The sequence below is a fragment of the Actinoplanes sp. NBRC 103695 genome (genome assembly GCF_030269485.1).
In the GTDB taxonomy this organism is placed as follows: Bacteria; Actinomycetota; Actinomycetes; order Mycobacteriales; family Micromonosporaceae; genus Actinoplanes.
In genome coordinates, this window is the sequence record NZ_BSTL01000040.1 from 17535 (window position 1) to 36690 (window position 19156).

General features: G+C 70.8%; 14 protein-coding genes. 10 read left to right on the forward strand and 4 right to left on the reverse strand.

Going from position 1 to position 19156, the window contains the following annotated elements; translation table 11 throughout:
* The first annotated feature begins 98 nt into the window (after window positions 1-98).
* From QSK31_RS43030 to QSK31_RS43050, 5 genes are all read left to right on the forward strand, one after another.
* Entirely contained in the window at window positions 99-872 is a 774-nt protein-coding gene (locus QSK31_RS43030; protein ID WP_285690758.1) for an ATP-binding cassette domain-containing protein, read from the forward strand.
* 256 nt (window positions 873-1128) lie between these two features.
* Window positions 1129-3990 carry an FxSxx-COOH system tetratricopeptide repeat protein gene (gene fxsT, locus QSK31_RS43035; RefSeq protein ID WP_285690760.1) on the forward strand — a complete coding sequence of 954 codons (2862 nt, stop codon included), beginning with the start codon at window positions 1129-1131 and terminating at the stop codon, window positions 3988-3990.
* Between the two features lie 152 nt (window positions 3991-4142).
* Entirely contained in the window at window positions 4143-4331 is a 189-nt protein-coding gene (locus QSK31_RS43040) for an FxSxx-COOH-like cyclophane-containing RiPP peptide (RefSeq protein WP_285690761.1), read from the forward strand.
* Entirely contained in the window at window positions 4328-5596 is a 1269-nt protein-coding gene (locus QSK31_RS43045) for an FxsB family cyclophane-forming radical SAM/SPASM peptide maturase (RefSeq protein WP_285690762.1), read from the forward strand. The genes QSK31_RS43040 and QSK31_RS43045 overlap by 4 nt, the downstream gene beginning before the upstream one ends.
* On the forward strand, window positions 5593-6912 hold the full coding sequence (locus tag QSK31_RS43050; protein ID WP_285690763.1) for an HEXXH motif domain-containing protein: 1320 nt from the start codon (window positions 5593-5595) through the stop codon (window positions 6910-6912). Before QSK31_RS43045 ends, QSK31_RS43050 begins: the two co-directional genes overlap by 4 nt.
* A 1018-nt stretch (window positions 6913-7930) precedes the next feature.
* Here QSK31_RS43050 and fxsT (QSK31_RS43055) read toward each other — a convergent pair.
* A complete protein-coding gene (fxsT, locus tag QSK31_RS43055; protein WP_285690764.1) occupies window positions 7931-10783 on the reverse strand; it encodes an FxSxx-COOH system tetratricopeptide repeat protein in 2853 nt (950 codons plus the stop codon).
* A gap of 266 nt (window positions 10784-11049) precedes the next feature.
* On the opposite strand from fxsT (QSK31_RS43055), the gene QSK31_RS43060 reads away from it, so the two are divergent.
* From QSK31_RS43060 to QSK31_RS43070, 3 genes are read left to right on the forward strand one after another with little or no spacing between them, the layout of a single operon-like run.
* Window positions 11050-11682 (forward strand): helix-turn-helix domain-containing protein, encoded by a 633-nt coding sequence (locus QSK31_RS43060; protein WP_285690765.1) that lies wholly within the window; start codon window positions 11050-11052, stop codon window positions 11680-11682.
* Entirely contained in the window at window positions 11679-12572 is an 894-nt protein-coding gene (locus tag QSK31_RS43065) for an ABC transporter ATP-binding protein (RefSeq protein ID WP_285690767.1), read from the forward strand. Before QSK31_RS43060 ends, QSK31_RS43065 begins: the two co-directional genes overlap by 4 nt.
* Before the next feature lies 1 nt (window position 12573).
* Entirely contained in the window at window positions 12574-14160 is a 1587-nt protein-coding gene (locus QSK31_RS43070) for an ABC transporter permease (protein WP_285690768.1), read from the forward strand.
* 68 nt (window positions 14161-14228) lie between these two features.
* Here the strand turns inward: QSK31_RS43070 and QSK31_RS43075 are convergent, their stop codons facing one another.
* Entirely contained in the window at window positions 14229-14648 is a 420-nt protein-coding gene (locus tag QSK31_RS43075; protein ID WP_285690769.1) for a YciI family protein, read from the reverse strand.
* A gap of 103 nt (window positions 14649-14751) precedes the next feature.
* Window positions 14752-16404 carry a Na+/H+ antiporter gene (locus QSK31_RS43080; protein WP_285690770.1) on the reverse strand — a complete coding sequence of 551 codons (1653 nt, stop codon included), beginning with the start codon at window positions 16402-16404 and terminating at the stop codon, window positions 14752-14754.
* Window positions 16405-16470: 66 nt separating this feature from the next.
* Between QSK31_RS43080 and QSK31_RS43085 the strand changes: the two genes are divergently transcribed.
* The gene (locus QSK31_RS43085; RefSeq protein WP_352244556.1) at window positions 16471-16956 is read left to right on the forward strand and encodes a MarR family winged helix-turn-helix transcriptional regulator; all 486 of its coding nucleotides are present in this window, start codon (window positions 16471-16473) and stop codon (window positions 16954-16956) included.
* Window positions 16956-17711 (forward strand): alpha/beta fold hydrolase, encoded by a 756-nt coding sequence (locus QSK31_RS43090; protein WP_285690772.1) that lies wholly within the window; start codon window positions 16956-16958, stop codon window positions 17709-17711. Before QSK31_RS43085 ends, QSK31_RS43090 begins: the two co-directional genes overlap by 1 nt.
* On the opposite strand, the gene ahcY is transcribed toward QSK31_RS43090, so the two are convergent.
* Window positions 17699-19156 carry an adenosylhomocysteinase gene (ahcY, locus tag QSK31_RS43095; protein WP_285690774.1) on the reverse strand — a complete coding sequence of 486 codons (1458 nt, stop codon included), beginning with the start codon at window positions 19154-19156 and terminating at the stop codon, window positions 17699-17701. The genes QSK31_RS43090 and ahcY overlap by 13 nt on opposite strands.

Below are 19156 nucleotides of genomic sequence, written 5' to 3' on the forward strand. Positions count from 1 at the left end.
ATCTTCGATTTGGCCTGTGGGTCGGGAGGTGGAGTCATGACCGAGCGAAGCGAGCGTCATGATCTTCGATCTTGGCCTTGTGGGTCGGGAGGCGCTGCATGACTACTCCGGTTCTTCAAGCAAAAGGCATCACCAAACGGTACGGGCGGGTCACCGCGATCGAGTCCGGCGATCTCGAGCTCTACCCGGGCGAGATCCTGGCCGTGATCGGTGACAACGGCGCCGGCAAGTCCAGCCTGATCAAGGCGCTGTCCGGGGCGCTGATCCCGGACAGCGGCGAGATCTACCTGGACGGGCAGCGGGTCGTCTTCCGGAACCCGATGGAGGCACGCGAGGCGGGCATCGAGACCGTCTACCAGACCCTGGCCGTGGCGCCGGGGCTGGACATCGCCGACAACCTCTTCCTGGGCCGTGAGCAGCGCAAACCTGGCGTCCTGGGTTCGGTGTTCCGGATGCTGGACCGGTCCGGGATGCGCTCCGAGGCGCAGCGCCACATGTCCGAGCTGGGCATCGGCACGCTGCAGAACATCGGCCAGGCCGTGGAGTCGCTCTCCGGCGGCCAGCGGCAGGCGGTGGCGGTGGCCCGGTCGGCGGCCTTCGGCAGCAAGGTGGTCATCCTGGACGAGCCGACCGCCGCGCTGGGCGTCAAGGAGAGCAACCGGGTGCTGCAACTCATCCGGGACGTCCGTGACCGCGGCCTGCCGGTGATCCTGATCAGTCACAACATGCCGCACGTCTTCGAGGTGGCCGACCGGATCCACATCCAGCGGCTGGGTCGCCGGGCGACCGTGATCACCCCGAAGTCGCACTCCATGTCCGAGGCGGTGGCGATCATGACCGGCGCCGCGGCGGCACCACCCCCGGTGGCCTGAACAATCACGACACGCTCCGCACGCGTATCCACTGGGGATCGCGTGCGGAGCGTTTCTCGTACAATTCTGCTCGGTGATTCACCGAATCAGCCGGTTGTTCGCCGGTCGAGCCGCATGCGATCCTGAGTGGCCTGACAAAACTTGACGCAATTAGGCCGTGTTTCAGAACCCGGCCAGGGCGCGGTTCGGAGCGTGCTGCGTGGCCATCCCCCTCCCGGATCGGGACCGATTACCACCGGGTCCGAGACGTGACTTCGTGGAGGCTCTGCACCTTCTCTACGATGCGGCGGGCCAGCCGGCCGCCCGGCAGATCAGCCGGGCGATCTTCAAAACCACCGAGCTCGAGTCGGTGTCGCACGAGACGGTCAGCTCGACCCTCAAGGGCGCCTCCCTGCCGACCTGGCTCAAGGTGCACGCGATCGTCACCGTGCTGAGCCTGCAGGCCATCCCGGCGCGGGACAGCGCGCTGATGCTGCGTGACTTCCATGCACTGTGGATCAGGGCGCGCCGCGGTCCGTCCGACGCGGCGCCCGAGCCCGCCGAGCCCACTGAGCCAGCTGAGCCGACCGAGGCGACCCCGGTCCCGGCCGTTCCGCCGCCGCTGGAGCCGATCGCCGCCGCGACCGACGGCGAGCCCGCGCCGCGCGGTGACCGGCTGGTCAGCGGGATGCCCGAGCGCAGCGCCGCCTTCACCGGCCGCGGGCGCCTCCTCGACGCGATGCGCGCCACGCACGTGGCACACCCCGAGGCGCCGCTGGTCCTCTACGGCCTCGGCGGCGTCGGCAAGACCCAGCTCGCACTGGAGTACGTGACCCGCTTCGAAGGGGCGTACGACCTGGTCTGGTGGGTGCCCGCCGACCGCGCCGAACGTGCCCGCGCCGCCCTGATCGGCCTGGCCGACCGGCTCGGTGTGCCACCGCGCGCGAACGCCGAACAGACCGTCACCGCGGTGCTGAACCGCCTGGAGAGCCGCGAGCTGAGCTTCCTGCTCGTCTACGACGGCGTCGAGCACGACGACATCCGCGGCCTGATCCCGGCGATCGGCGGCCACGTGATCGTCACCGGCCGCGACCCCGGCCTGGCCCGGGACAGCACGACCAAGGCGCTCGAGGTGCCCGACTTCGAGGAGGACGAGGCCGTCGAGTTCCTGAGCAGGCGGCACCCGGACATCGACGAGGAGCTCGCGCGCAACCTGACGCTGCGGCTCGGCCGGCTGCCGCTGGCCCTGGAGCAGGTCTCGGCCCTGCGGCACGCCACCAAGATGGCCTGGGCCGACCTGGTCAGCCGGCTGGACGAGCCGGACGCCGGGCTGTTCGCCGGCGGCGCCGAGCCCGCGTACTACCCGCACACCGTGCCGGCGTTGCTCCGGCTCGGGCTGGAACAACTGCGGGCTGCCAGCCCGTACGCGGCGCAGGTCTTCGAACTGTTCGCCTGGTTCGGCGCCGAGCCGGTGGCCCGGGCGCTGCTCCGGCAGGGCGGCAACGGCGACGTCACCCGGCCGCTCAAACGGGTGCTCCAGCAGCCGATCGAGCTGGCCAAGGCGGTCGCGACGATCAGCCGGTACGGCCTGGCCCGGCTGCACACCGCCGACCAGCGCATCGAGGTGCAGCCGCTGATGCGTCTCGCCCTGCGCGACCTGCTCGGCGAGGAGGGCCGGGAGCGAGCCCTGCGCAACGTCCAGGCGATCCTCACCGAGGCCGGGCGGGGCTGGCCGGACGGGCAGGGCCACTGGGACCTGCACCGGGCGGTGGCGGCGCACGTGCTGCCCGCCCGGCTGATCAACTCCACCCACCTGGCGACCGTGCGCGTCGTACACAACCAGATCCGCTACCGCTACCTGATGAAGGACCTCGACGACGCGCGGCGGCTGGGCGAGGCGGCGGTCACCGCGTGGCGGGAACGGCCGGACCTCGGACCCGATCACGAGCTCGTCCTGCTGGCCAGCCGGGAGTGGGCCAACGCGCTGCGGGCGCTGGGCCGGTACGAACAGGCCCGGGAGATCACCGCGGACGCCATGCGCCGGATGCGGGACGACCACCCGTTCGCCCGGGAGATCGCCCGGAGCCACGCCGCCGACCTGCGCATCGCCGGGGAGTACGGCGCCGCGCTGGCCCTCGATCGGGGGACCTACGAGAGCTATAAAGAGGAGTTCACCGACGAGCACGACCGGACCGTCGGTGGCCGCCACAACCTGGCCGTCTGCCTGCGCCTGCTGGGCGAGTTCCGGGAGGCCGAGGAGATCGACCGGTTCGAGGTGGCGTACCAGCGCGAGCGGGACGGCGACGCGCACCGGCGGACCCTGCGCACGCTGCTGGCGGTGAACGGGCTGGCCGAGGACCTGTTCGGGCTGGGCCGGTTCGCCGAGGCCCTCGAGGCGCAGCGGGAGGCGTTCGAGGCGAGCCGGTCGGCGCTCGGGCGGGGCGACGAGAGCGTGCTGCTGGCCCGCCGGATGGTGGCGCTCTGCCACCGCCGGCTGGGCGACGCCGGAGCTGCCGCCGCGGAGTTGGAGGCCACCTATCGCGTCTGCGCCGGGTTCTGGGGCGCCGACCACGAGATCACCCTGGCCGCGGCGATGAGCTGTGCGAACGCGCTGCTTGCCGACCACCGGGAGGGTGAGGCGTACGCGCTGGCGGTCGACGCGGTCGGCGCGTACGAGCGGGTCTTCGGGCAGGGCAACCCGCTCACCCGGGCGGCCCAGCTCAACCTGGCGGTGATCCTGCGCGCCGTCGGCGACCGCGGCGGTGCCCGGCGGCTGGACACGGCCGCGCTGGACGGCCTGCGGGCCACGGTGGGGGAGAGGCACCCGTTCGCCGTGGTGGCGATGACCAACCTGGCCTCAGACCTGGCCCACGACGGCGACCACCCGGGCGCGTACACGCTGTCGTTGCAGGCCTGGCGCACCGCCACCGAGATCCGCGGCGCCGAACACCTGGACACCCTGGTGGCCGCCGCCAACCTGGTCCTCGATCGGGAGGCCACGGGCAAGGTGGACGAGGGACCGGACCACGAGGCGGTGCTCGCCGCCCTCCGGCGGACGGCCGGCCCGGACCACCCGCTGGTCGCCGCGGCAGCCGATCACGAGCGCCTGAACAGCGACGTGGAGCCTCCGTCAACCTAGGCCTTGATCGCTGTCAAGCTTTGTCAAGAAAAAGGGGCAACTGAACCCGTCGAGGCCCGTCCTCGTTCTACCCGGCGATACTCTTCTGCCGAATGTCTTCCGAAAGTCTTCCCCCGGCCACGGGGTCCACACGCCCGCTCTGGAGGCCGACCATGGATACCAAGCCCGTTCGCCGTGACCCGGGCTTCGTCCCCGTGATCGACGTCTCCCGGTTGTCGCTGGCCCAGCTGACACGGAGCAACCGTCCGGAGATGAGCCGTTCCCTCCGGCAGGTGATCAACACCCTCGACGATCCGAACGGTGTGATCTCCGCGTTCCAGTCGTTCGCCTCGGAAAGATGACCATGGCCGGCGCCGCCGGCCCGGTCGACGCGGTACGCGAGGCCCACCGCGCGGCGGCCCGCTGGCCGTACGCGGAACTCGACCCGGCCGCCCTGCGCGCCACCGGCTGGACACCCACGCCGTTCCGCGAGTTCGTCCTCAAGGTCCACCAGCGGTGCAACCTGGCCTGCGACTACTGCTACGTCTACGAGCAGGCCGACCAGAGCTGGCGGGACCGCCCCCGCGCGATGTCCGAGGAGATCCGCCGGGCCGCCGCCGCCGCGATCGGCCGGCACGCCGAGGAGCACGGCCTCACCCGGGTCCGGGTCATCCTGCACGGCGGCGAGCCCCTGCTCTACGGACCGCGCCGGCTCGGTGAGCTGGCCGCCGAGCTACGCGCCGCGGTGCCGGACGGGTGCGTGGTGGAGATCGGCATGCAGACCAATGGGGTACGCCTGACCGAGGCCACCGTGGCGGTGCTGCGCGAACACGACGTCAAATGCGGCGTCAGCGTGGACGGGACGCAGCGCGACCACGACCGGCACCGCAAATTCCGCAACGGAGAGGGCAGCTTCACGGCCGTACGCAATGGCCTGGAACTGCTTTTGAGGCCGGAGAACCGGACGTTGTACGCGGGGCTGCTGTGCACGGTCTCGCCGGACATCGACCCGGTGGAGACGTTCGAGCAGCTGGCCAAGTTCGAGCCGCCGGTCATCGACTTCCTGCTGCCGCACGCCAACCACGAGTCCCGGCCCTGGCTGCCGCCCGGCGCCTCGCCCACCGCGTACGGTGAATGGCTCGTCAAAGCCTTTGACCATTGGTATTTCGGCAAGCCGAGGCAGGACGCCCCGCGCGTGCGGCTGTTCGAGGACGTGATGCGCCTGGTGCTGAAGGGGCGCAGCGGCAGCGAACAGATCGGTCTGAGCCCGTCGGCGCTGCTCGTGATCGAGACGGACGGCGCGATCGAGCAGGTGGACGCGCTGAAATCGGCGTACCAGGGTGCGGCCTTCACCGGGCTGGACGTGACCCGGGACGCCTTCGACGCGGCGTTCGACGATCCCGGTGTCGCAGCCCGGCAGATCGGCCTGCGCGCCCTCTCCGACACGTGCCTGAGCTGCCGGTTCCACCCGGTCTGCGGTGGCGGCCACTACGCACACCGGTACGCGCCGGGCGCCGGATTCAAGAACCCCTCGGTCTACTGCGAGGACCTCCGACTGCTGATCGAGCACATCCACCGCCGGCTGGAGGCAGACATTCAGCGGCTGTTGGCCATGGGAGAGCCGTGACGACGACCTATCACTCCGTCAGTCCGACGCTGTTCGCCGCGATCGCCACCGGGCGCGGCGGCCCCGAGGCAATCGAAGCGTTGCACGCCGCGCAGGTCAGCAAGCACCTGATGCTGATCGCGCACCTGCTGGACAGCTGGCCCGACGCGGCCGCAGCGGCGGCCGCCACCGACCTGCTCGAGCGGTCCCGGGCTGCCGCGCCGGAGGCGTTCCGGGCGATCGTCGGCGCGCCCCTGGTCGGCGCCTGGTCTGGGATCGCGGTCCGGGCGCTGGAACGAGGCGCCGCCCAGCGCGCCGACTTCCTGCACGTCAACACGCTGGTCGTGCGCGCTGTGGCGGCTGCGGGCCTCTCCGCGTCTCTGCCGGTGCCGGTCAACGAGGGATACGTGGTGTTGCCGGGCTGGGGCGCGGCCGCTGCTGACGGTGCCGCTGTGTTTGACGGCGCGGCTGTGTTTGACGGCGCGGCTGTTTTTGACGGCGCGGCTGTTTCTGACGGTCCGCGTGAGGCGATCGCGGTGGTCGAGGGCGGGCGTGTCCGGATCGACGGCGTGGACGTGGAGACACGCGGCTGGCTGCCGGTGCGCCACCTGACCGGCGACGGGATCGACCTGGAACTGGACGACCTGCACCCGTACCGGCACGGACACCACGTGCCACCAGCCAACCGGCTGAGCGACGAGGCGGTCGCCGCCTGGCAGGCCGGATTCGCCGCCGCGTGGCGACTGCTCACCTCACGTGCGCCGGAACGCGCCGCCGAACTGCGGGCCGGGCTGCGCACCCTGGTCCCGTTGCAGCAGACCGACCGGGCCGCGCGCAGCGCCACCATCCGGCACGCGTTCGGCGTCTTCGGGCTGACGCTGCCACCCGCCCCCGACGAGTTCGCGGTCACTCTGGTCCACGAGTTCCAGCATTCCAAGCTGAGCGCGCTGCTCGACGTCGTCCCGCTGACCGACCCGGACGACGACGGCCGCTACTTCGCACCCTGGCGAACCGACCCGCGCCCGCTGCCCGGCCTGGTCCAGGGCGTCTACGCCTTCGCCGGCGTGGCCGACACATGGCGGGCGCTGCGCGGCGACGACGAAGCCGGTTCCTATGCCGAGCGCCAGTTCGCCGAGGCCCGCATCCAGGTCGACTGTGGACTGATCGCGATCGAGCGATCCGGCGCGCTCACGGCCGACGGCGAGGTGTTGGTCGCCCATCTGCGGCGCACGGTCGACGAGATGCTGGCCGAGGAGATTCCACTTTCGACGGTACGCGCGGCCGAAAGCACCCTGGACCAGACACTTTCGGCGTGGCGCGCCCGTAACGGCCTCTGACCCGCCTGATCGGCCGAGTAGTGCCTTGCCCGGCTCCACTTGGCGCGAGGACCGGGGTCTCGCGCGTCCGTTTGGGCGCGGGTGTCGCGCGTCCGTTTGGGCGCGGGTGTCGCACGTCCGTTTGGGCGCGGGTGTCGCGCGTCCGTTTGGGCGTGGGTGTCGCGCGTCCGTTTGGGCGCGGGGTCTCGCACGTCCGTTTGGGCGCGAGGGCAAAGGACTTTCGCGCATCTGCTTGGGTGAGGGGAAAGGGCGTCTCGCGCATCTGTTTGAGCGCGGGGCATTGGGGTCTCGCGAGGCCGTCGCCGCGGATTTGGTCGAAGGGCTCGCGGGAGTGGTAGCTCAAGGCGGTTGGCTCGTTCGGACCTACTTCTTCGCTGAGGCAGTGGTAGTTCCGGGCGCTGTCCGAGGTGGTGCGACCGCATCTGACTACCACTCGCGGCGGCGGTGGTAGAGCAAGGCGGTATCTGAGGCCTGGACCCGCCTGGTCCTACCGTTCGCGACAGGGTCTACCACTCGCGCCGCGCTTTACCACTCGCGCCGCGCTTTACCACTCGCGCCGCGCTTTACCACTCGTGCCGCGTTCTACCACTCGTGCCGCGTTCTACCACTCGTGCCGCGTTCTACCACTCGCGCCGCGCTCTACCACCGAGTGCCCAAGCCGCGGCAGCGAGTGGCGGCAGCGAGGGTGAGTGGGCACCTCGGGCGCCTGGCAGCCCGGCCCGACCCACGCCCGGCGCAAGCGGCGCAAGCGGCGCAAGCGGCGCAAGCGGCGAGTGGCCGAGCGTCGTGAGTGGCCGAGCGTCGTGAGTGGCCGAGCGTCGTGAGTGGCCGAGGCGGCGTGAGTGCCGCAAGGGCAAAGGCCAGCACCGACGAGACCTTCCCGGGAGGGCCGCGTGCCGGAGTCGTGTGGCGGAGTCGTGTGCTGGAGTCGTGTGGCGGAGTCGCGAGCCGGCACCCCGTGCCAGCAACGCGTGCCGGAACTGCAAGCCGGACCGGAACCGCAGACCGGAACGCGCCTCTAGGTCGGCGGGGACTCGATGTCGGCCTCGATCCGCCGCCCAACCTGCGCCGCCACCACCTCGGGCTGGTCCAGCCCCAGGGCTCGCTGCAACTGCTCCAGTGACCGCTGGTAGATGCGGTCGGCAGCTGCCGTCTCGCCGGCCGTTCGCAGGTCGTAGGAGTAGTTGATGCCGCAGATCGAGCGGTACGGGTGTTCGGCGTTGTTGCGGGCGTCGTGGCCGGCCCCGAACGCGGTCAGGCTGCCTTCGTAGAGGACCGCCGACAGGGCCTGCGCCTGGTCGAGGTCGCCGGCCGCCGCGTGGTCGGAGGCGAGCGAGACCCCGGCCGAGATGGTGAACGGGTGGTCGGGGCCGAGCCGAGCGGTCAGGCTGTCGTACGAGGCCTGGTCGATGGCCCGCGCCGCCGCGACGTCGCCGAGGGTGCGCAGGTTGATCGCGGCGTTGACCTGTGACGCCAGGGTCAGCGGGTGTTCGGTGCCGAAGTTGCTCCGGTAGCGGCGGGTCGACTCCTCGAACAGGGCGGCCGCCCGTTCCGGATTTCCGGACTCGCGCAGGGCGTTGGCGAAGCTGACCGCCGCCGCCAGGGTGAACTCGTGGTCGGCGGTGAACCGGGCGCGCACCTGGCCGTGGTTCTCCTCGATCACCTCGAGCGCCCGGGGCAACCGGCCGAGTTTGCGCAGCGTGATCGCGTAGGTCCGGCCGGCGAGCAGGCGCTGCGAGTTCTCCGGGCGGGTGATCTGGCGCAGCGTCGGCAGCCAGCGTTCGATCAGGGCCACCGCCCGCGCGTACGCGCCCATGCTGTAGTAGCTGCGGGCCTGGTTCAGGTAGGCGTACAGCAGCGGCGCCTCGACGCCACCGACGTTCTCCCACTGGACGGCGATCTCCCGGTCCAGTGTCAGCGCCTCGGTGTAGCGGCCGGTCAGCCGGTAGTCGACGGCCAGGTTGGCCTTGGCGCGCAGCACGTACGTCTCGCCGGGGTCGAACACCGAGAGGTGGTTGCGCAGGTTTCTGGTGTCGAAGTCCAGCGCCTCCTGGTACCGCCCGGCGATGCGCAGGTCGAGTCCGATCTGGTTGCCGTTGATCAGGGTGAATTCGTGGGTCGGGCCGAGTGTCGGGCTGCTCCGGAAGCCCTCCCAGGTCTCCTGCATGATCGTCGCGGCCTCCCGGCTGAAGCCCAGGGTGCGCAGTGCGTTGGCCTGTTGCGCGCGGGCCAGCAGAGTGAGCTCGCCGGTTTCCCCGAGCCGTGGGCTCCAGGTCTCCCGCGACCAGGTTTCGGCGGCGCTGGTGGCCAGGTAGCGGGAGTTCTCGTAGTCGCCGATCAGCCACAGGTAGCGCGCGTGGTCGAGCACCACCTGGCGGCCGCGCAGCGTTTCCGAGGCGATCATCCGGGCGGGTTCGATGTGCGGGCCGATCTCCAGCTGACGCTCGTAGCCGCCGTGCTCGTCCGGGTCGCCGGGGTTGGCGGCGATCAGCACGTTGCGGACGTTGCGCAGCGTCTCCTCCTGCTGCTCGGGGGCCAGCGTGTCGCGGAGCACCCGCTGGACCAGCCGGTGCACCTGGACGCGCTGGGTCGGGTCCACCTTGGCCAGCCCGTACCGGCCGAGGGTGCGGACCGCCCGGCCCACCTCGATGCGGGAGTTGAGCACGTCGCGGAGCGGCTCGCTGGTCTCGGAGCCGCCGCCGCGGCGCAGCAGGGAGATCGGCACCGGCTCGCCGCCGAGATAGGCGAACAGCGAGAAGAGCTGGGCGACGCCGTCCTGGTCGCCGCGGAAGGTGTCCAGGGCCAGGCCGACGAACGCCGCCACGGACAGCGGGTAGTCCGGCGGCTTGCCCTCGCCGAGCAGTTCGCGGGTGTGGCTGTCCAGCAGCTCGATGTACTCCCGTACCGGCATGGCCGTCGCGAGGTACCACGCGGCGGCCTGCTCCAGCGCCAGCGGCAGGTCGCCCAGGCGGTCGGCTAGCTGGTCGGCGTCGTCGCCGGCGATCCGGGCGTCGCCGCGCTCGGCGGTGCGCCGGCTGAGCATCTCCACGCTTTCGCCGCGCTCGAAGACGTCCACCTCGAGCGACGGGCCGGCCGCGCTCCACGCCTGGTTGCGGGTGGTCACGATGACGTGCCCGCCGGTCGACGGGATGAGCGGTTCGAGCGGCGCCGGGTCGTCGGCGTTGTCGTAGACCAGCAGCCAGTCGCGGTCGCTGCCGGCCAGCTCGGTGAGCACGGCGCGGGCGGTCTCCTGCAAGTTTTCGGTCACCGGCAGGTTGAGCTGGTCGGCCAGGTCGCGCAGCGCGGTCAGCACGGTCGCGGTCTGTTCCGCCGGGATCCACCAGATCAGGTCGTACTCGTCCTGGTGGCGGTAGACGTACTCGGTGACCAACTGGGTCTTGCCGACACCGCCGATGCCTTGCAGGGCGTGTGGCAGCACGGCCGTGGTCGAGCCGCGTTTCAGCTGCTCGACCAGTCTGTCCAGCAGCGACACCCGGCCGGTGAAGTGCTGGTTGCGGCCCGGCACGTTGCCCCAGACCATGCCGGTGCGGGTCATCCGGTGGGCCGGCAGCGACACGCCCGGCCGCTCGGCCTCCTCGACGAGGGCGGCGGCGTCGTCGGTGGCCGAGCTGGGGTGGTCGCGGCGCAGCATGCGGGTCAGCGTCTGGACGCCGCCCGGCTGGGCCACGCAGGCGTCCACGATCGCGGCCAGGTCGGCGCGGACGTCGTCGGAGCGCCGGGGGTCGAACGGCTGCGGCAGCGCGCTCGTCAGCTCGGTGACGACCGCGTCGCGCGTCTCCCGCTCGGTCAGCGCCGGCACCCGAAGCAGAATGCCCAGCAAACGGTCGCCATCGAATTGCACGTCTGACACGGGATCTCTTTTCCGCCGCACCATGGTTCCTGGTCGAAAAGACTATCGGAATGCACGGTCGCGAGGAATCGCCGGATTTGCTGGATGGCGTGCCCAAATTCAAGATCAAGAACCGGAAGATCCGGATCAGGTCGTAGCCGGGTGGGTGGTGCTGACCGCTGCTCTCGCCGAGGGTCGCTTCGCTCCGCGTGCGTAATGGGTCACTCTGCGGCGCTCCGCGCCGGAAGAGCATTGACGGCTACACGGGCGTGTAGTTCACTACACGGGTGAGTAGTGCTAACGGGGATCTGACGGCGCGGGCACGGATCCGCGACGCGGCCATCGAGCTTTTCGCCGAGCGGGGCATCGCCCCCGCGACCATTCGCGACATCGCGGAGCGTGCCGGGGTGTCGTCCGGGCTGCTCCGGCATCACTTCGGCTCCAAGGACGGCCTGCGCGAGGCCTGCGACGAGTACGCGATGTCCAAGATGACCGAGATCCGCGAGCGCATGCTCGGGCCCAACGCGATGGCGGACCCGGCCATCCTCGCCGCAGTGCACCCGGCCGCGATGCTGCTGCAGTCCTACCTGGTGCGCTCCATGATGGAGGCCAGCTCGACGTCGCTGTTCGACGCCGCCATGGAGTCCGGGCGAGTCTGGCTCCAGCACGCCGACCACCACCCCGGCGACCCGGACGCCTATCTCGCCGTGCTGATCGCGATGAAGATCAGCATGTTCCTGATGCGCGACCAGATCTCCCAAGTGCTCGGCCAGGACATGACGACGCCGGCCGGGCACCGCCGGATGCTGCGCGCGTCGATCGAGATCTTCACCCTGCCGATGCTCACCACCGAGCAAGGCGAGCAGGCACTCAAGGCGTTGGATTCCCTCATCGGATCCACAGAGCGGGAGCAGTCATGACCGAGGCCATCGATGCCGACGGACTGATCAAGCGGTTCGGGCGCGCCACCGCGCTGAACGGGCTGGATCTGCGGGTGCGTACCGGGGAGGTGCACGGCTTCCTGGGCCCGAACGGCGCCGGCAAGACCACCACCATCCGTGTCCTGCTGGGACTGATGCGCCCCGACGGCGGCGCCGCCACCCTGCTCGGCGGTGATCCGTGGCGTGACGCCACGGCGTTGCACCGGCGGCTGGCGTACGTGCCGGGCGACGTCACCCTCTGGCCCACGCTCAGCGGCGGCGAGGTGATCGACCTGCTCGGGCGGCTGCGCGGCGGCATCGACGTCAAGCGCCGCGACGCCCTGCTGGAGCGCTTCGAGCTCGACCCGCGCAAGAAGGGGCGGGCGTACTCGAAAGGCAACCGGCAGAAGGTCGCGCTGGTCGCGGCCCTCTCGTCCGATGTGGAGATGCTCATCCTGGACGAGCCCACCTCGGGCCTGGACCCGCTGATGGAGGAGGTCTTCCGCGAGGTGATCCGGGAGGAGAAGCAGCGCGGCGACCGCACGGTGCTGCTGTCCAGCCACATCCTCTCCGAGGTCGAGGCGCTCTGCGACCGGGTGACCATCATCCGCGAGGGGCGCGCGGTGGAGACCGGCACGCTCGACGAGATGCGGCATCTGACCCGCACGTCGATCAGGGCGGAGCTGGCCGGCCCGCCGAACGGCCTGGGGTCGCTGACCGGCGTGCACAACCTCAGCGTCGACGGCGACCGGGTGACCTTCGAGGTGGAGACCGACGCGCTCGACCAGGCGCTGCGGGCTCTGGTTCAGGTCGGCGTCCGCAACCTGGTCAGCCGGCCGCCCACCCTGGAGGAGTTGTTCCTGCGGCAGTACCAGAAGGCGAGCGTCTGACATGACGGGAACGGCGAGACTGATCCGGCTGATCCTGCGCCGGGACCGGTTCATCATGCCGATCTGGGTGTTCGTGCTCGGCATCCTGCCGGCCGCGTACGTGACCACCATCGAGGGCCTGTTCAGCACCGACGCCGAGCGTCTCGACTACGCCCTGATCAGCCGGACCAACGCCGGGTTCGTGGCGCTCTACGGCCAGTTGCGGGGCGACAGCGTGGCCGAGATGGCCATCTGGCGGGCCGGCTTCGTGCCGGTGATGCTCGGCGTGGCCGTGGCGCTGACCGTCATCCGGCACACCCGCGCGGACGAGGAGGCCGGCCGGACCGAGCTGATCGGCGCCGGCGTGGTCGGCCGGCGCGCGCCCCTCGCCGCCGCGCTGATCACCACGATGGCGGCGTGCCTGGTGCTGGGCGTCATCGCCACGCTCGGCCTGGTCGGTCAGGGCCTGCCGGTCGCCGGCTCACTCTGGTCCGGCGTGGAACTGACCGTCTCCGGCTGGGCGTTCACCGGGTTCGCGGCGATCGCCGCGCAGCTCACCGGCAGTGCCCGCGGCGCACGCTCGATCGCGGTCCTCGCGGTGGGTCTCGCGTACGTGCTGCGGCTCGGCGGCGATCTCTCGGCGATGAGCGACGGGCCGTTGTCCTGGCTGTCGTGGGTGTCGCCGATCGGCTGGGTGCAGCACATCTACCCGTACGGCGCGGCCGACTGGTGGCCGGCGGAACTGACCGTGGTGTTCGCGGCCGCTGCCACGGCGGCCGGGGTGGTCCTGCTCGGGCATCGGGACCTCGGCGCGGGGCTGTTCCCCGGTCGTCCCGGTCCGGCCACGGCGGCGCGCTCCCTGCGTACCCCCCTCGCTCTTGCCTGGCGCTTGCACCGCGGTCTGCTGATCGGGTGGGCAGCGGCCTTCGCCGCGCTGGGTCTGGTCTTCGGTGCGGTCGGCCAGAGCGTGGCGGACCTGGGCTCGGACACCGCGATGGGCGACATCTTCGCCCGGATGGGCGGCAGCGAGGTGATGGTGAACAGCTACTTCGCGTCGATCGCGGGCATGGTCGGCATCCTCGCGGCCTGCTACGCCGTGCAGGCCACGCTGCGGATGCGTGACGAGGAGACGGCCGGGCACGCCGAGATGATCCTGACCGCCGCGGCCACCCGGCGCGGCTGGGCGGCCGGCCACCTGTTCTTCTCGCTGCTCGGCCCGGCGGTGCTGCTGCTGGTGGAGGGCCTGGTCTCGGGCGCGGCCTACGGCGCGATCACCGGCGACAACGTGCTCGGTGACGTGCTGGCCGGCGCGGTGACCCAGCTGCCCGCGGTGTGGACGCTGGCCGGGGTGGCGGCACTGCTCACCGGCCTGCTGCCGCGCTGGTCAGCTCTCGCCTGGGGCGCCGTGTCGATCTGCCTGCTGGTCCTGCTGGTCGGCACCACCCTCCAGCTCGACCAGTGGCTCCTCGACATCAGCCCGTTCACCCACGTCCCGCACCTGCCCGTCGGCGACCTCTCCTGGACACCGCTGGTGGCGCTGACGGTCGTGGCGGCGGCCCTGGTCGCGACGGCCCTGGTCACGCTGCGTCGCCGCGACATCCCGGCCTGACGGCGCCACCCCCTCGGCCGGCCACCCCGCCGCCGCGGGGGTGGCCGGCATCCGGCGCGGCGGCCGCGTCAGAGCTGGCCGGTCCGCTCGCGCCACGCCCGCTCGTGGACGACCCACTCGTTGTCCTGCGGGAACTCGTCGATGGTCGGCACCCGGCGGACCTCGCATCGGGAGCCGTCCATCAGCGGGATCCGCTTGGCCCACTCGACGGCCTCCTCCTGCGAGGGGACGTCGATCAGGAAGAAACCGCCGAACAGCTCCCTGGTCTCGCCGTACGGGCCGTCGGTCACCACCGGCTTCTCCGCGGTGAAGTCGACCACGACGCCCTTCGACGGATCCTCCAGTCCCTCGTGGGCGAGCAGCACGCCGGCGTCGACCAGTTCCTTGCTGAACCTGCCCATGCTCTCGAGCACCTCGTCGAACGGTGTCTCGGCCACCCTCGCCCGCGACTCGTCGGTGGCCCGCATGATCAGCATGTACTTCGCCACGGTGGTTCCCCTCGTTCGGCGGGCCGGCTCTCCGACCCTCTCATCCCCACGGTCGAACGGGACGGGCGCGGATCGACAACCGCGCAAGAAAAATCCCGGCCGGCTACTTGCGTTGGGGAAGGGAGTGTTCCTCGTGGTCGAGTTCGCGTTCCAGGGTGCGCAGGCCGTCGTCGTTGAGGCGGCCGGCGTCGCGCCAGCGCAGCAGTTCCTCGCGCTGGGCGTCGATCACGGCGCGGCGGACCATCAGCGCCGCCTCGTACTGCGGTGACTCCGGGACCTGGTCGGATTCCGCCTTCTCCAGCAGGTCCAGGCGTCGCCGGTAGCGCTGGAGGCGGGTCTCCAGCTGCTGCCGCATGACCGTGATGGCGTGCTCCTCGACGTGGTCGTGCTGCTGGAGCTGGATCTCGTCGAGCCGGGCCACCGCCGCCTCCACCGAGGCCGCGCGGGCGGTGTTGCGTTCGCGGGCCTCGTCGTTGCGGTTGGCGCGCAGGCCGAGACGGCGGACCAGCGGGCCGAACGTCAGACCCTGGCCGATCAGCGTCACCAGCACCACCACGAACGCGCAGAAGTGCAGCAGCTCCCGGTCGGGGAAGCCGACCGGCAGGATGAAGATCGCCGCCAGCGTGATCACGCCGCGGGTGCCGGCCCAGCTCATCGCGGTCGACTCCTTGGCGCCCAAGGCCTGGCCGCGCCGCTGGGCGCGGTCCTGTTCCGTCTCGTCGCCGGACGGCACCAGGTCCTCACCGCCGAGCCGGGCGTGCATCGAGCGGGGCAGCAGCTGGGTGGCCACCAGCCACAGCGGGCGCAGCAGCAGGACCACGCCGAGGGTGATGGCGAGCGCGATGACGATGGTGGAGGTCTTGTACTTGGGCAGCTCGTCGAGCACACCCGGCAGCTGGATGCCGATGAGCAGGAAGACCACGCCCTCCAGCAGGAAGTCGATGAGCCGCCACACCGCGCCGGTCTGCAGGCGGCTGGCGCCGGTGGCGTACCGCGGGGCGTCGTGGCCGATGATCAGGCCCGCCACGACGACCGCGAGGACACCGGAGACGTGCACGCGCTCGGCCAGCAGGTACGCGGCGAACGGCGTGGCCAGCGACAGCGCGTTGGCGGTCAGCGGGTCGGTGCGCAGCGGGCGGAGCAGCCGGACCACCCGGGCGACCAGGTAGCCGGCCACCACACCGCCGGCCGCGGCGAGCACGAACTGGCCGACCGCGTTGGTGAACGTGAAGTTCTCCCCGCCGGCGGCGCCGATCGCCACGGTCAGGATGGTCAGGGCGGTGGCGTCGTTGAGCAGGCCCTCGCCCTGGATCAGGGTGACCAGGTTGCTCGGCAGGCCGGCCTTGCGGCCCACGGCCAGCGCGGCGACCGGGTCGGGCGGGGCCACCGCCGCGCCCAGGGCCACCCCGGCGGCCAGGGTCGCGCCCGTGACCCACAGCGAGAAGCCAAGCCCGACCAGCAGCGACGTCGCGATGACCAGGCCGACGGAGAGGCTGATCACGGTGCGCATGTTGCGCCGGATGTCGACGAGCGAGGAGTCCAGCGCCGCGTTGTAGAGCAGCGGCGGCAGCAGGAACGTGAGGATCACCTCGGGGTTGATCTCGATATTCGGGCCCGGCAGGTACGCGTAGGCGATGCCGACGAGGGTCAGCAGCGCGGCGGCGGGCAGGCCGCTGCGTTCGCTGAGCCATCGCACGGTGATCACCACCGCGATCGCGGCGAGCACGAACAGCAGGAACTCCTCAGCGTGATGCACTCGGTCATTCTTCCGGATCTAGATGACGAACCCAATACTTGACACTCTCGGTGTCATGATGACACCGTGAGTGTCATGAAGAGTGGCGCGGAAGGGCTCTACGAGGTGCTGCGGCACGTGCGGCCACTGCACCAGTGGTCCGCCAAGGCGGTCGCCGACGCGCTGGCCGAGCACGACGTGAGCATGCCGATGCGGGCGGTCCTGGAGCGGCTGATGGACGGCGCGCAGACGGTGCCCCAGGTGGCCCGGTCACTGTGGCTGCCCCGCCAGGTGGTGCAGCGGCTGGCCGACGCGGCCGTCGCACTGGGCTACCTGCGGTTCGTGGTCAACCCGGCGCACCGGCGGTCCCGGCTGGCCGAGCTGACACCGGCCGGGCGGCGGGTGTTCGGCGAGATCCACGACCGGGAGCTGGGCGAGCTGGGGGAGTTGGCCGACCGGCTCGACCCGCGGGACATCGCTGCTGCCGTACGCGTCATCTCCGCCTTGACCGCACACACACGCGAGGTGGCGCTGCGCGCGGGGGACGGGCCGCTTTCCGGAGAGGAGATGTGATGATCCACTACGAGGAGGCCGGCCGCGGACCGGTCGTGGTCTTCCTGCACGGCGGTGCGCTCGACCTGCGGGAGTGGGACGAGCAGATGGTGCTGGCCGGCCGGTTCCGGGTGATCCGGGTGGACGCTCGCGGGCACGGGCGGTCGGAGACGCCGATGACGCCGTTCCGGCAGTGCGACGACGTCGCGGAGCTGCTCGGGCGGCTCGGCGTCGAGAGGGCCGCGCTGGTCGGGCTGTCGATGGGCGCCGGGGCGGCGACCGACACCGCACTCGAATATCCGCACCTGGTGTCGCACCTGATCGTGTGTGGCGCCGGGACCAATGAGCCGACGTTCACCGATCCTTGGATGCTGGAAATCCAACGACAGATGGCCGAGGCGCAGGCTCGCCTCGATGCACCGGCCTGGATCGAGTTGTCGCTCAAGCAGGGCGTGATCGGGCCTTACCGCGAAAGAGCCGACCGATCAGTGGAAGACCGCTGCCGCGAGATGATCACCGACACCGTCAACAATCACGTGAAGCCGGGCATGGTCGCACCCCACCACGTCATCGGCTCGTGGGAGCGGCTGGGAGAGATCAGCGTCCCGGCGCTCGGCGTCATCGGGTCGCTTGACGCGCCCGACCACCACGCCATGGTCGACCGGTTCGTGCGAGATGTTCCGGGCGCCCGCAAGGCGGAAATCGGCGGGGCGGCCCACGTCGTCAACATGGACCGCCCCGCCGAGTTCAACGAACTACTGACTCAGTACCTGTAGTGATCCGGCTTGAACGGGCCCTCGATCGCCACGCCCAGGTACTCGGCCTGCTTCTTGGTCAGCGTGGTCAGCCGCACACCGAGCGCGTCCAGGTGCAGGCGCGCCACCTTCTCGTCCAGGTGCTTCGGCAGCACGTAGACCTGCTTGGAGTACTCGTCGGGCTTGGTCCACAGCTCGATCTGAGCCATCACCTGGTTGGTGAACGAGTTCGACATCACGAAGCTCGGGTGCCCGGTGGCGTTGCCCAGGTTCATCAGGCGGCCCTCGGACAGCACGATCACCGAGTGGCCGTCCGGGAAGCGCCACTCGTGCACCTGCGGCTTGATCTCGACCTTCTCGATGCCCGGGACCTTGGCCAGCCCCGCCATGTCGATCTCGTCGTCGAAGTGGCCGACGTTGCCGACGATCGCGTTGTGCTTCATCTTGCTCAGGTCGTCGGCGGTGATGATGTCGGTGCCGCCGGTCGTGGTGATGAAGATGTCGGCCTGGGACACGACGTCCTCGAGGCGAACCACCTGCATGCCGTCCATGGCCGCCTGCAGCGCGCAGATCGGGTCGACCTCGGTGACGACGACGCGGGCGCCCTGGCCACGCAGCGTCTCCGCGGAGCCCTTGCCGACATCGCCGTAACCGCAGACCACGGCCAGCTTGCCGCCCAGCATCACGTCGGTGGCCCGGTTCAGGCCGTCGACCAGCGAGTGCCGGATGCCGTACTTGTTGTCGAACTTGCTCTTGGTGACCGCGTCGTTGACGTTGATCGCCGGGAAGAGCAGCCCGCCCTCCTTGGCCAGCTTGTACAGCCGAGCCACGCCGGTGGTGGTCTCCTCGGTGACGCCGCGGATGCCGGCCGCGATCCGGGTGAACAGCTGCGCGTCCTTGGCCAGCGTGCCGCGCAGGGTCTCCAGGATGATCCGGTACTCGTGGTTGTCGTCCTCGGTGGCCTGCGGCACCGCGCCGGCCTGCTCGAACTCGACACCCTTGTGCACCAGCAGCGTGGCGTCACCGCCGTCGTCCAGGATCATGTTCGGGCCCTGGCCGTCGGCGAAGTCGAACAGCTGCTCGGTGCACCACCAGTACTCCTCCAGCGACTCGCCCTTCCAGGCGAACACCGGGGTACCGGTCGGAGCGTCCACGGTGCCGGAGCCGACGACGATCGCGGCGGCGGCCTCGTCCTGCGTCGAGAAGATGTTGCAGGACACCCAGCGCACGTCGGCGCCGAGGTCGACCAGCGTCTCGATCAGCACGGCGGTCTGCACGGTCATGTGCAGCGACCCGGCGATGCGGGCACCGCGCAGCGGCTTGGTGTCGGCGTACTCCGCCCGGATCGACATCAGGCCGGGCATCTCGTGCTCGGCGAGCCGGATCTGGTGCCGGCCGGCCTCGGCCAGCGCGAGATCCGCGACCGCGAACCGCAGGCCGTTGACGTTCTGAAGCTTGTCGGACAT

Excerpts from the sequence above, each read along its gene's own strand:
- QSK31_RS43030 (WP_285690758.1), top strand. The coding sequence starts at position 99 with ATGACTACTCCGGTTCTTCAAGCAAAAGGCATCACCAAACGGTACGGG.
- QSK31_RS43040 (WP_285690761.1), top strand. The coding sequence starts at position 4,143 with ATGGATACCAAGCCCGTTCGCCGTGACCCGGGCTTCGTCCCCGTGATC.
- QSK31_RS43045 (WP_285690762.1), top strand. The coding sequence starts at position 4,328 with ATGACCATGGCCGGCGCCGCCGGCCCGGTCGACGCGGTACGCGAGGCC.
- QSK31_RS43065 (WP_285690767.1), top strand. The coding sequence starts at position 11,679 with ATGACCGAGGCCATCGATGCCGACGGACTGATCAAGCGGTTCGGGCGC.
- QSK31_RS43070 (WP_285690768.1), top strand. The coding sequence starts at position 12,574 with ATGACGGGAACGGCGAGACTGATCCGGCTGATCCTGCGCCGGGACCGG.
- QSK31_RS43090 (WP_285690772.1), top strand. The coding sequence starts at position 16,956 with ATGATCCACTACGAGGAGGCCGGCCGCGGACCGGTCGTGGTCTTCCTG.
- ahcY (WP_285690774.1), bottom strand. The coding sequence starts at position 19,156 with ATGTCCGACAAGCTTCAGAACGTCAACGGCCTGCGGTTCGCGGTCGCG.